General features: G+C 61.5%; 12 protein-coding genes. 11 read left to right on the top strand and 1 reads right to left on the bottom strand.

Annotated elements, in window-relative coordinates:
• Positions 1 to 27: 27 nt before the first annotated feature.
• The 10 genes from ABGT79_RS12140 (at position 28) to ABGT79_RS12095 (ending at position 9,277) form a co-directional block, all read left to right on the top strand.
• On the top strand, positions 28 to 798 hold the full coding sequence (locus ABGT79_RS12140; RefSeq protein WP_346666395.1) for an acyl-CoA dehydratase activase: 771 nt from the start codon (positions 28 to 30) through the stop codon (positions 796 to 798).
• A gap of 9 nt (positions 799 to 807) precedes the next feature.
• Positions 808 to 1,941: a double-cubane-cluster-containing anaerobic reductase gene (locus ABGT79_RS12135; protein WP_346666394.1), complete on the top strand. Its 1,134-nt coding sequence runs from the start codon at positions 808 to 810 to the stop codon at positions 1,939 to 1,941.
• A gap of 25 nt (positions 1,942 to 1,966) precedes the next feature.
• A complete protein-coding gene (locus ABGT79_RS12130) occupies positions 1,967 to 2,749 on the top strand; it encodes an ABC transporter ATP-binding protein (RefSeq protein WP_346666393.1) in 783 nt (260 codons plus the stop codon).
• 30 nt (positions 2,750 to 2,779) lie between these two features.
• On the top strand, positions 2,780 to 3,811 hold the full coding sequence (locus ABGT79_RS12125) for an ABC transporter substrate-binding protein (protein WP_346666392.1): 1,032 nt from the start codon (positions 2,780 to 2,782) through the stop codon (positions 3,809 to 3,811).
• 53 nt (positions 3,812 to 3,864) lie between these two features.
• Positions 3,865 to 4,626, top strand: a complete 762-nt coding sequence (locus ABGT79_RS12120; RefSeq protein ID WP_346666391.1) for an ABC transporter permease subunit — start codon at positions 3,865 to 3,867, stop codon at positions 4,624 to 4,626.
• A complete protein-coding gene (locus ABGT79_RS12115; protein ID WP_346666390.1) occupies positions 4,611 to 5,831 on the top strand; it encodes a mandelate racemase/muconate lactonizing enzyme family protein in 1,221 nt (406 codons plus the stop codon). The genes ABGT79_RS12120 and ABGT79_RS12115 overlap by 16 nt, the downstream gene beginning before the upstream one ends.
• Before the next feature lie 493 nt (positions 5,832 to 6,324).
• Positions 6,325 to 6,981 (top strand): L-threonylcarbamoyladenylate synthase, encoded by a 657-nt coding sequence (locus ABGT79_RS12110; RefSeq protein WP_346666389.1) that lies wholly within the window; start codon positions 6,325 to 6,327, stop codon positions 6,979 to 6,981.
• Positions 6,978 to 7,499: an NUDIX hydrolase gene (locus ABGT79_RS12105; protein WP_346666388.1), complete on the top strand. Its 522-nt coding sequence runs from the start codon at positions 6,978 to 6,980 to the stop codon at positions 7,497 to 7,499. The genes ABGT79_RS12110 and ABGT79_RS12105 overlap by 4 nt, the downstream gene beginning before the upstream one ends.
• A gap of 15 nt (positions 7,500 to 7,514) precedes the next feature.
• On the top strand, positions 7,515 to 7,937 hold the full coding sequence (locus tag ABGT79_RS12100) for a hypothetical protein (protein ID WP_294487130.1): 423 nt from the start codon (positions 7,515 to 7,517) through the stop codon (positions 7,935 to 7,937).
• Between the two features lie 98 nt (positions 7,938 to 8,035).
• The gene (locus tag ABGT79_RS12095; protein ID WP_346666387.1) at positions 8,036 to 9,277 is read left to right on the top strand and encodes a metallophosphoesterase; all 1,242 of its coding nucleotides are present in this window, start codon (positions 8,036 to 8,038) and stop codon (positions 9,275 to 9,277) included.
• 590 nt (positions 9,278 to 9,867) lie between these two features.
• Here ABGT79_RS12095 and ettA read toward each other — a convergent pair.
• Positions 9,868 to 11,553 carry an energy-dependent translational throttle protein EttA gene (ettA, locus tag ABGT79_RS12090; RefSeq protein WP_294487128.1) on the bottom strand — a complete coding sequence of 562 codons (1,686 nt, stop codon included), beginning with the start codon at positions 11,551 to 11,553 and terminating at the stop codon, positions 9,868 to 9,870.
• 325 nt (positions 11,554 to 11,878) lie between these two features.
• Here ettA and greA point away from each other — a divergent pair, with 325 nt between their 5' ends.
• Positions 11,879 to 12,358, top strand: coding sequence for a transcription elongation factor GreA (gene greA / locus ABGT79_RS12085; protein WP_294487126.1), 480 nt, complete (start codon positions 11,879 to 11,881; stop codon positions 12,356 to 12,358).
• Positions 12,359 to 12,618: the final 260 nt, after the last annotated feature.

The raw sequence follows: 12,618 nt of genomic DNA, 5'->3' as shown, positions 1-12,618 counted from the left end.
AGCGGCGGGCAAGACAAGGAGAACAACATGCCGGTGGCTGGCGTTGACGTAGGCTCGGTGGCCGCAAAAGCGGTGATTCTGGACGAACAGTCCTCAACCATTCTGTCCCATGCCGTTCTTCCCACGGGGTGGAACCCCCGTCAGGCCGGAGAAGAGGCCCTCGACAGGGCCTGTTCGGCGGCTGGCGTGGAGCGCGCGTCGCTCAAGCGCATCGTCGGCACGGGCTACGGACGCATTGCCCTGCCCTTTGCAAACAAAAGCGTCACGGAGATCACCTGTCACGCGCTCGGGGCCGTGCATCTTTTTCCCCGCACCGGCGTGGTGCTGGACATCGGCGGGCAGGACAGCAAGGCCATTGCCGTGGACGCCGACGGCCTCGTGCAGGATTTCGTCATGAACGACAAGTGCGCGGCCGGCACCGGACGCTTTCTTCAGGTGCTCTCCGGCATTCTGGGCATGGACCTTCCCGAACTCGACGAAGCCGCCGCCAAAGGACATCCCACGGACATTTCGAGCATGTGCGCCGTGTTCGCCGAAACGGAAATCGTGGGGCTTCTTGCGCAGGGCGCCAAGCCCGAAGACGTGGCCGCCGGCGTGTTCCGCTCGCTGGCCAGACGCATGGTCACGCTTTCCCGGCGCATCGCCTGCCGCGGCGAATACACCTTCACGGGCGGCCTCGCATCCATGCCTGCCTTTGCCGCCCGTCTTGCCGAAGAGCTCGGCGCAAAAATCAACGTTGCCGAACAACCGCAAACCATCGGAGCTCTGGGCGCGGCGCTCATTGCCGCGCGCCCATAGGGGGAACTCATGACGCATCCCAGCATTGAACGATTCAAGGACATCACCGACCGCAACGTTCTGGCCCTTCAGGAAGCGAAGCAGGCCGGAAAAAAGGTCGTCGGCCAGTACTGCATATACTCCCCTCTGGAAATTGCGCTCGCCGCCGGAGCCGTGCCCGTGTCGCTGTGCGGCACGAAAAACGACTCCATTCCCGCCGCAGAGAGCATGCTGCCCCGCTCGCTCTGCCCGCTCATCAAGAGCAGCTTCGGCTTTGCCCTTGAGGACAGCTGCCCGTATCTCGCCGCCTCCGACATCGTCATTGCCGACACCACCTGCGACGGCAAGAAAAAGATGTTTGAGCTTCTGGCCGAACGCAAGCCCATGTTCATCCTGCAACTGCCGCAGATTCAGAACGAATCCGCACTCCGCTACTGGAAGGAACAGTATGAACGCCTGGTGCGGGAGCTCGAACAGCGCTTCCACGTTTCCATAGGCGAAGCGGAACTGAGAAGCGCCATACGCACGGCCAACCGCTTCCGCCGCGCGCTGAAAAGCGTGCTCGATCTGGCCAGGCGCAAGCCTTCGCCTCTTTCCGGCATGCAGCTCATGGAAATCGCGCATCGCGCCTCCTTCGTGCCGGACTGGGACAAGGCTTCGGAACTTCTGGAGGACATCGCCCGCGAAGTGGGCGCAGACGGCGAAAGCCCCTTTGCCGAATCCGCGCCGCGCATCCTTCTCACCGGCGTGCCCGTGGGGCTCGGATCCCACAAGGCGGTGCAGCTTCTGGAAGAATGCGGCGCAAGCGTGGTCTGCCTGGACAACTGCTCCTGCTACAAAAAGGTGCGCCTCATGATCGACGAAAACGCCGATCCGCTGGAAGCGCTCGCCTCGCGCTACCTCGACACGCCCTGCGCGGTCATGTCTCCCAATCCGAACCGCTACGCGGTTCTCGAAGAACTTGCGCGGGAATTTCAGGTCAACGCCGTGGTGGATCTCACCTGGCAGGGCTGCCAGACCTACGACGTGGAATCCTGGTCGGTGAAGCGCTTCGTGCGGGAAACGCTGCACCTTCCCTTCCTGCAGGTGGTCACCGACTATTCCCCGGCCGACACCGAACAGCTGAAGGTCCGCATGGAAGCCTTCCTCGAAATGCTCAGCTGATCCGGCTTTTTTCTGCAAAGTGCTTATGAAGGACATTCTCATCAATCATCTGTCATTCGGCTACACCCCGGAACGTCTCATTCTGGACGACATCGACCTTGCCGTGGACACCGGTTCCTTCGTGTGTCTTCTGGGCCCCTCCGGCTGCGGAAAAAGCACCTTTCTCCGCCTCATGGCCGGGCTTGAGCATCCCACGAAGGGCGACATCGTCATGGAAGGCAGACGCATCGAAAAACCGGGGCTCGACCGCGGCATGGTCTTTCAGGACTACGGCCTGTTTCCCTGGATGACCGCGGGAGAAAACATCACGCTCGCCCTCGAACAGCGCTTTCCCGAGGCCGGGAAAAAGCGCTGGAAGGAAACGGCGCTGGAAAAGCTGCGTAACGTCGGTCTCGAAGAGTCCGTGTTCGACAAGCTGCCCAAGGAACTTTCGGGCGGCATGAAGCAGCGCTGCGCCATCGCCCGCTCCTTTGCCGTGGATCCTCCCGTGCTGCTCATGGACGAACCCTTCGGCGCGCTCGACGCCGTCACCCGCGCGCGGCTTCAGGATCTGGTGCTCGAACTCTGGGCCAGAACAGAGCCCAAGAAAACCGTGTTCTTCGTCACCCACGACGTGGACGAAGCGCTGCTGCTTGCCAGCCGCATTCTGGTGTTCGGTCAGGCGCCGAGCCATATCATCTACGACTGCACCATCCCGCCGGAAAAACGTCCCACCCGCGAAACCCAGTTCGACGACGTGGAAACCCTGAAACTGAGAAATACGCTCATTCACCACATCAACCGCGACGTGAACAGGCGCATAGCCTGATTTCCCCTGACTCTCTCAAGGAGAACCACCATGAAAAAACTGCTCTTTTTCCTGCTCGCCGTCTGCCTGACCTGCGGCTCCGCCATGGCCCAGGACAAGCCGGAAGTAAGCACCGTGCGCTGGGCGCGGGCCAACAGCGGCAACGTGCTCGTCACGCTGGCCAAGAACAACGGCTATCTCAAGGAAGTGGGCATCAACGTCATTGAAATTCCGCTCAACTCCACCTCCGACGCCCTCACCGCCCTGAACGCCAAACAGGTGGACGTCACCTCCAACAACGGCACCAACAATCCCCTGCAGTTCATGGCCAAGGGCTCGGATTTCACCATCGTGGGCGGCTACATGCTCAAGGGCATGTACATCGTGGCCAAAAAGGGCACGGGCTGGCACGGCGTTTCCGACTTCATCGGCAAGAAGATAGCCGCGCCCAAGAGCCAGACCTGGATCACCGGTCCGCTCATGTGGGCGGGATACAACATCGACGACGTCACCTGGCTCACCTACAGCACCAACAGCGACCGTCTCACCTCCGTCATCAAGGGCGAGGCCGACTACGCCAGCCTGAGCGGCGATCTGCTCTTCCGCGTGAACAACATGAAGGATCAGCTTGAAATCGTGGTCTGGGCCGATCAGCTTCAGCCCAACTACGGCTGCTGCCGCATGAACATGAACAGCGACTTCGTCAGGGCCAATCCCAAAACGGTCAAACTTCTGCTCAAGGCGCTCATCCGTTCCGAACAGTATCTGCTCGCCCATCCCGACGAAAGCGTGAAGATTCTCGCCAAGGAACTGCACGCCGATGAAGACTTCGTGGCCGCGTACCTCAAGAATCCCAACTACCGCCCCAGCGTGGACCCCGTGCGCAACGCCGTGAAGGCCACCTGGAAAATCATGATGGACACCGGATTTTTGCCCGAAAGCGCCAAGAACTACGACCTCGACGCCCACATCAACGTCGATCTCTACAAGGCCGCCCTCGATGAACTGATCGCGGAGCGCTACAACGAAGATCCCAAGTTCTACGACGAGCGCCTGGCGTTCTTCAAGGCCAACAACTTCTAACCCGCCGGGCCGCCGCTGCAAAGCGACGGCCCCTTGCCTTTCAAGGAGCGCCCATGGTCAGGCTCGTCACGTTCCTGCGAAAATACTGGATCACCATTCTCATCTATATAGGCATCGTTCTCGGCTACAAATACATTGCGGACACGAAATCCTTCAACGCCTTTCTCTTTCCTCCCACCGGAGAAATCGCGGCCGCATTCCTCAAGGACTGGAAGACTCTGTTCATCAACATGCTCTATTCCTTCCAGCTCATGATTCCCTCCATCGTCATCGCCGTGGCCATTGCCCTCGGCCTCGGCACGCTCATGGGCATGCACAAGAAATTCCGGGAAGTCATTCATCCGGTCATCTATTCCATCAGCGTCATTCCGGCCATCCTCATGTCGCCCTTTGCGCTGCTCATCGCTCCCAACTTCCGCGCGGCCTCGCTCTTTCTCGTGGTGTACAACACCATCTGGGCCACGCTCTTTGCCACCATCAACGGCATCATGACCATCGACAAGCGCTATCTCGACAACGCCGCCACCCTCGAACTCACGGGCTTCAAGAGAATGCGCAAGGTCATTCTTCCCGCAGCCATGCCCTCCATCCTCTCCGGCTTCATCACCTCGCTGCGAGGCTCCTTCCTGGTGCTCGTCTATGCCGAAATGTACGGCGCGGAATACGGCATGGGCTACTACGTCAAAAAGTACACCGAGTACGGCCTCTATGCCGAAGCCTGGTGCGGCTTCGTGTTCATGGTCATCGTGCTCGTCATAGTCATGCAGTGTTTTGAAAAAGCCAAAAACCGTCTGCTCAAGTGGACGATACACTGATTCCGCCTCTGGAGGCTGATCCCATGAAAATCACCAAGGTTGACGTCATTCTCATGAACATGAGGCCTGCGGACAATCCCGGCTGGGCCCCCATACTCTGCCGCGTCTACACCGACGCCGGCATCTACGGCGACGGCGAGGCCGCGCTCGCCTACGGCAACGCACACAGAGCCGCCTTCGGCATGCTTCAGGACTTTTCCAAAAGCGTTCTCGGCATGGATCCGCTGGACAACGAAGTCATCTGGGAGAAACTGTACAAGTCCTCCTTCTGGGGACAGAACGGCGGCCCGGTGGTATTCTCCGCCATATCGGCCATCGACACGGCGCTGTGGGACATCAAGGGCAAATACTTCAACGCGCCCGTGTATAAGCTGCTGGGCGGCAAGATGCGGGACAGCCTGCGCTGCTACGCCTCGCAGCTGCAGTTCGGCTGGGACGAGAAGAAGATTCCCGCCGTTTCCGTGAAAGACTACGTCGCCAACGCGCTCAAGGCCGTAAGCGAAGGCTACGACGCCATCAAAATAGACTTCTTCACCTTTGCCGAAGACGGACACCGCCTGAACGCCGAGGAAACCACCCGCATTCTCACGCCCAAGAACTACGACATGATAAAGCGCCGCCTCGCGGCCGTGCGCGAAGCCGTGGGCGACGGCGTGGACATCATCATGGAAAACCACTCCTACATCGACGCGCAGGGCGCGGTGCAGCTCGGACGCCTCGCGGAAGAATACCGCGTGCTCTACTTCGAGGAACCCTGCACCCCCACGCCGAAAATGAACAAGTTCGTGGCGGAGCGCGTGTCCGTGCCCATCAGCCAGGGCGAGCGCATCTACACCCGCTGGGGCTACGCTCCCTATTTTGAAGACGGATCCATCCAGCTCATCCAGCCCGACATCGGCAACTGCGGCGGCATCACGGAAGCCAAGAAAATCTGCGACCTCGCCCACATCTACGACGCAGGCGTGCAGGCCCACGTGTGCGCCTCCCCGCTCTCCACCGCCGCGGCGCTGCATCTTGAGGCCGCCATTCCCAACTTCACCATTCACGAACAGCACGTGTACTGCCGCTACGACTACAACCGCAAGCTCTGCATTCACGACTATCAGCCGGTCAACGGCCGCTTCGCCATCCCCGATCTGCCGGGTCTCGGCAACGAGCTTTCTCCCTACTGCTTCGAGCACGGCGAAATCGCCACGGTAAAGTAGCGCGTCAGAGTCCGCGCCGTTGCGGACGGCGCTTGAAAAGGGCCTTCGCCTTCCCGGCGGAGGCTCTTCGTTTTTCCTGGGCCCGCTTTCCTCCGGCCTTCCCGCCGCCGCGCCGCCCCGCAGCGCCCCACGACGTTTGACTTGCTCCAAACGCTTTCTTGTTGCACAAGCCCGGCGCAGACGAGGGTTTCTCTGCATCCGAACGCCGCCGGCACGCATCCGGCACTCCGTTCGACTGCAATGCGCGCCGCCTCTTTTGCGAGTCCGACTCCAGTCCATGTCTCCCGTCTTTCCGAATTTCTTCATCCGGCCTTGCTTGCAAGTCGTCATGGGAACAGGTATGGGAAAGAAGAGAAGAGTCCGCCCGGATTCTTCCCGAGCGCGGCTCTCCGCCCGCAGTCCTTCGGCTGCGCCGTCCGGCGGCAAGGCGTTCCGTCCGACGTACGGATCAAGCGCCGCGCTCAGAGCTTTATTTTTGCCCAGGGAGGCAGGCGTGAATCTACCCCTTCAGGAAGCGGCCCGCCGCATGAATCTCGGCGGCGTGCTTCTCTATCCCACGGAAACCTTTTTCGGCATCGGCTGCCGCGCCGACAACGACGATGCCGTGCTGCGCGTGTTCCACTATAAAAAACGGTCGCTGTCCATGCCGCTGCCCGTCATTCTCGGCAGTCGCGAGCAGCTCGAACTCGTCGCCTGCCCCGGCCCGGATCTTGCCGACGACGTGGCCGCGCTGTCCGCCTTCTGGCCCGGCCCGCTGACGCTGCTTCTGCCCGCCGCATCAGGCCTTCCCGAAGCGCTTACCGGCGGCACCGGACACATTGCCGCAAGGGTGAGCTCCCACCCCGTCGCCCGCGCCCTGGCGCTCGCCTGCGGCTTTCCCGTTGTTTCGAGCAGCGCCAACATCAGCGGCCGACCGGCCGTCACCCGTGCGGCCGATCTTGACCCCGATCTGCTCCGCTCCCTGCGCCCCGACGAAGACGGCGTGCTCGACGAGCCCCCCGCGCCCGGCGGCGGCGAAGCCAGCACCATCGTGGCTCCCGAAGGCGGACGCCGTCTGCGCGTGATCCGCAAGGGAGCCCTGCCCCTTTCCGAGCTCGAACAGGCCGGATTTTCCCTTCTGTCTTCATCCCTCACCGAGGTTCGCGCATGAATCATCCCCGCTACTGCCCGTCCTGCGGAACGCTTGTGGTCCGCTACAGCAATCCGTATCCCACCGCCGACGTCGTCATTCACGACGATGCGCGCGGCATTGTGCTCGTCCGCCGCAAAAATCCGCCCCTCGGCATGGCCCTGCCCGGAGGCTTCATTGAAGAAGGCGAAAGCGCAGAACACGCCGCCGTGCGCGAAATGAAGGAAGAAACCGGCCTCGACGTCACTTTGGAAGGCGTGCTCGGCGTGTATTCCTGGCCGCTGCGCGACATGCGCTGCCACACGCTCACCACCGTGTTCGTGGGCCGCAGCGATCACCCCGAACAGCTTCTTGCCGGAGACGACGCCGCCGACGCCGCCTTCTATCCGCTGGACGCGCTTCCCGAACCGCTGTGCTTCGACCACGCGCGCATCATCGGTCACTTCCGCGACTGGAAGGAAGGTCGACGCCCGCTGCTGCCGTGCGCGGAAGATCCGTCCCTCGAATTCGGCGACATCGCCTACACCCGCCCCTTCTAGCCTTTCGGAGAAACCATGTTCCATTACGGACGCACCCCTTCCGACGAACAGGACGTGTGGATCAGAGAGCATTTCCGCAGCCGCACGGCAGGCGCGGAATTCATGCTGCCCTGGACCATCGACGCCTGGTTCAGCACCGTGAGCGCGCTGAAATCGCTCTTCACTCCCGCCGAGCTCAAGACCATCATCGACGCCCACAAGAACATCGTCATCGACACCTCGCATCTGCGGCTCACGCATCTGCTCATTCATGTGCTGGAGCACTGCGACAGAAAAGAACTGTATCAGAAGCACGGCAGCAGTCCGCGCAATCTCGAAACAAAGTTCCGGCAGCTCGACGACGCGCAGGCCTCGGTGCTCATCCTCTGGGCCTCCGCCTTCTGGCGGGGACAGACCTGCTCCGCGCAGGCCATGGAAAAATACATCGCCGTCAAATAGGAGTTCCGCCGTTTCGCCCGGGCCGGGACTTCCGCGCCCGGCCGGAGCGCCCCACGCAGAAAAACGCTTTTTCATCTCAGCACGTCAAGGACATATCTATGGCCGATTACGCCCGCAACCGCATGTTCTTCGCCTCAAGCACCTCTCTCATGCTCGCCGCAGCCGCCTACATGTCGTTCAGTCTGCTCTGGCACGATCCTGTTCCCATGAGCTGGAGAATTCCGCTCACCATTCTGCTTCTCATCGTTTCCCAGACCATTACGGGCATGCGCGTACTCATCACCTGGCGACCGGATCTGCCGTTTGCGCTGGTGCGGGCCGGAGGCTTCATCTCATCCTCCTTCATGGTGCTCTCGTGGTTCGTTCTGCTGCGCGACGCCATTCTGCTGACGACCTTCGTCGTCTTCCTCTTTGCGCCCGACGTGTACGGCATCAAAAACGCCGTGTTCTCCGTGCTGCTCTCCGTGCCCGCCGAACTCGTCATGCTTGCGGCCAGCATTGCGGCCGCCGCCGTGGGCATGGCCCGCGCCCTGACCGTGCCCGGCGTCAAAAAGGTGGACGTGCCCCTGCCGGGTCTGCCGCAGGATCTCGAAGGTCTGACCATCGCGCATCTGAGCGACCTGCACATCGGCTCCACCTTCACCGGAACATGGCTCAAAGAAGTCGTGCGCCGCACCAACGCGCTCAACCCGGACTTCATTCTCATCACCGGCGATCTTGCCGACGGCAAGCCCGAGCGCATAGGCAATCTGCTTCGCCCCGTCACCGACTTGAAGGCCCGCTACGGCGTGGCCCTCAGCGTGGGCAATCACGACTATTACTCCGGCCTGCGCGCCTGGGTGAAAACCTGGCGCGACTGGGGACTCACCGTGCTGCTCAACGAGCACAAGGAATACACGGTCAACGGCAGAAACGTGGTCATCGCGGGCGTCACCGATCCCTGCGCCGTGCTCTTCCGCAGTCTCGACGAGTCCATGGGCGCCCCCGATACGCGAAAGGCCCTGGAAGGCGCGGGCAAGGGGCTGCGCATTCTCATGTCCCACCGGCCCGGCCACGCCGAACAGAACGCCGCCCTCGGCTGTCACCTTCAGCTTTCCGGCCACACCCACGGCGGACAGTTCTTCTTCCTCTTCCCGCTGGTTTCCCGCCTGAACAGCGGTTTCCGCTCCGGGCTCTACAGAACGGGCTCCATGTCGCTCTACGTCAGCCCCGGCACGGGCATGTGGGGCTACGTTCCCATGCGTCTCGGCGTGGGCGCAGAAATCACGCTGCTCACGCTGCGCTGCGCGGAACCCGTCGCGCCGCAGAAGCCGTCCTACCGCGGAAAGCTCGGCGGCTGATCCGACGCGCCGCCCGGCGCTCTTATGCCTTGCATGGAAAGGGAGGGGATGTTTCCCCTCCTTTTTTGTTCCCGTGAGGCGGGACTGCGCGTTTTTCCCCCCCTGCCCCGCCTGCCGACAAAAAACGTGTACGCACAGAACCCGGATTTTCGGGAAAGAACGAAGCGGCGAAGCGTCCCGCGTCGATCTTCCCCGGCGCACGGCATCCTGCCTGCGGCGCGGAGACCGCTTCCGGCAGAATTCCCGACTTTTCCGGCAAAACGCCTTTCTGACGCGCGCAGGGCCAGAATTTTACCAGCATTCGACCACGAACGAGGCCCGGCAGTGCGACCGCGTGACGCCCGGCGAGCAGGGCGCATGTTTTCAGCGCCGTGCCTCATGCCCTCCGCAGGCGAAGGGAGACTGCCCCTTCCGCCCTGCATGCCCGCCCGCGTCCGTCTTCTCTGCCGATGACGAAGTCGCTCCATAAAACGGGTGCTTTTCAGTTTCGGTCGCTTCCACTTCCACAGCTGCCTGACGGCTTAACGAAAGAAGGCAGCCCGAAGACTGCCTCCCTGTATTCATGATGCGCGTTGCCGCCGCGCCGCAAACTACTGACGCGTGAGCCTGCGGTACTTCATGCGGTGCGGGGTGTCCGCGTCCTTGCCGAGTCTCTTGCGGCGATCCTCCTCGTATTCGGAGAAGTTGCCTTCAAAGAACGTGACCTGTCCCTCATCCTCAAAGGCGAGAATGTGGGTGGCGATACGGTCGAGGAACCAGCGGTCGTGGCTGATGACGAGCACGCATCCGGCGAAGTTCTCCAGCGCGTCTTCAAGGGCGCGCATGGTGTTCACGTCGATGTCGTTGGTGGGTTCGTCGAGCAGCAGCACGTTGGCCCCGGACTTGAGCATGCAGGCCAGATGCACGCGGTTGCGCTCGCCGCCGGAAAGCACGTCCACCTTCTTCTGCTGATCGCCGCCCTGGAAGTTGAAGCGCGAGCAGTAGGCGCGGGCGTTCACTTCGCGGCCGCCGAGCTTGATGAAGTCGTTGCCGCCGCTGATGATCTCGTACACGGTCTTGCCGGGTTCCAGCGAAGCGCGGTTCTGATCGACATAGCCGAACTTCACGGTTTCGCCGATATTGAGCGTGCCGGAATCGGGCTTTTCCTCGCCCACAAGCATTCTGAACAGCGTGGTCTTGCCCGCGCCGTTGGGGCCGATGATGCCCACGATGGCGCCGGGCTGCACAAGGAAGTTCGCGTTTTCCACAAGCACCTTGTCGCCCATGCTCTTGCACAGATCCTTCGCCTCGATGACCGACTTGCCGAGGCGCGGTCCCGGCGGAATGTAGATTTCCAGATCGGGCGCGAGGCGCTCGCTCTCGTGGCTCAGCATGGCCTCGTAGGCGTTGATGCGCGCCTTGCCCTTGGCGTGACGTCCCTTGGGCGACATGTGAATCCATTCCAGTTCGCGAGCGAGCGTCTTGCGACGTTCGTTGTCGGCCTTTTCCTCAAGGGCGAGACGCTTTTCCTTCTGTTCCAGCCAGGAGGAATAGTTGCCCTTCCACGGAATGCCGCGGCCGCGATCGAGTTCCAGAATCCAGCCGGCCACGTGATCGAGAAAATAACGGTCGTGAGTCACGGCGATGACCGTGCCGGGGAAGCTCTGCAGATACCGTTCCAGCCACGCCACGGATTCGGCGTCCAGATGGTTGGTCGGTTCGTCGAGCAGAAGAATGTCGGGATTCTGAAGCAGCAGACGGCACAGGGCCACGCGACGGCGTTCGCCGCCGGACACCACCGACACGGGAGTGTCGCCGGGCGGACAGCGCAGCGCATCCATGGCCATTTCCAGCCGGGAATCCAGATCCCACGCATTCAGGGCGTCCATCTTCTCCTGCACCTTGGCCTGACGCTCAATGAGCGCGTCCATGTCCGCGTCGGGGTCGGCGAACTTCTCGTTGATCTCGTTGAATTCCTTCACAAGATCCACGACTTCCTGCACGCCCTCTTCCACCACTTCGCGCACGGTGCGCGTTTCGTCCACCAGAGGTTCCTGCTCAAGGTACCCGATGGTGTAGCCCGGCGCGACCACCACGTCGCCATCGAAGGCCTTGTCCACACCGGCCATGATCTTGAGCAGCGAGGACTTGCCCGCGCCGTTCAGGCCGAGCACGCCGATCTTCGCGCCGTAGAAGTAGCCGAGCGAAATATCCTTGAGGACTTCCCGCTGACCATGACGCTTGGTCACGCGGTTCATCGAATAAATGACTTTGTCCGGCTGATTATCGTTTGCCATAGCAGTTCCATGAAGTTTTTTATCGCCCGGAAGGAGCCGGGCAACAGAACAATAGAACTTTCATTCTCGCAGAAGCACGACAACTTGTCCAGCATAAAATCCCCGGGGCCCGACGACAACGCCGCCCCGCCCAAAAGTCTTCTGCGGCCCTCGCCGTCCCGCGGAACGCCCGAAAAGCGGCTTCGGGGTTGACTTCACAATCCGCCGGGCCTATATTGCAAAGAAAGCATTTCCTGATGCCCCGCTTTTCTGGAAGTGACAACCTCTCTTTCAAGAAGTTGGGCCTCTTTTTTTTGCATATCACTTTTGTTTGAAGGTACCTGCCATGAGCACGCCTATTTCCGTACAGGGCTACAAAAAGCTGGAAAAAGAACTCGAAGCGCTCAAAAAGGAGCGGCCTATCGTCATTCAGGCCATCAAGGAGGCCCGTGAAGAAGGCGACCTGAAGGAAAACGCCGGCTATGACGCGGCCCGTGAACGCCAGGGTTTTCTGGAAGCCCGCATCAACTACATCGAGTCCCAGCTTCCGCAGTACACTGTCATCGACCTTGATACGATCCACAGCGACAAGATCATTTTCGGCGCCACCGTGCATGTGGTCGATGTGGACACCGACGAGGAACGTCAGTTCACCCTGCTCGGTCCCGACGAAGCCGACTTCGCCAAGGGCTCCATCTCCATCAACTCCCCCGTGGGCCGCGCTCTGCTCGGTCACGAGGTGGGCGACGAGGTCACCATCGACATTCCCCGCGGCCGCGTGACCTACGAAATCACCAACATCGAGTTCCACGGCGTGCGCGACTAAGCACCCGACCACCGGCATTCCGAAAGGCTCCTGCTCCGGCGGGAGCCTTTTTTATCCGGCAACGCGTCTTTCTGCGTGAGCCCGCGGCATTCTGCGCCCTGCGTTTCGGAGAGAAGCCACGCAAAAGTCCAGAACACGCCTTTTCCGGGATCCGGCATGCGCGGCAGTCGGCTTGCGGGCATGGGGTTCGGCCTTCCGCGCCTGAAACGCCTCCTTGGCTGAAACGTCGGCATATTCCGCAAGGACGCGCGTCCACTGTG

The sequence above is a fragment of the uncultured Mailhella sp. genome, from assembly GCF_963931295.1.
Classification (GTDB): domain Bacteria; phylum Desulfobacterota; class Desulfovibrionia; order Desulfovibrionales; family Desulfovibrionaceae; genus Mailhella.
Note: the sequence above shows the minus strand (reverse complement) of the source record. Positions and strands in the feature narration are given on the sequence as shown.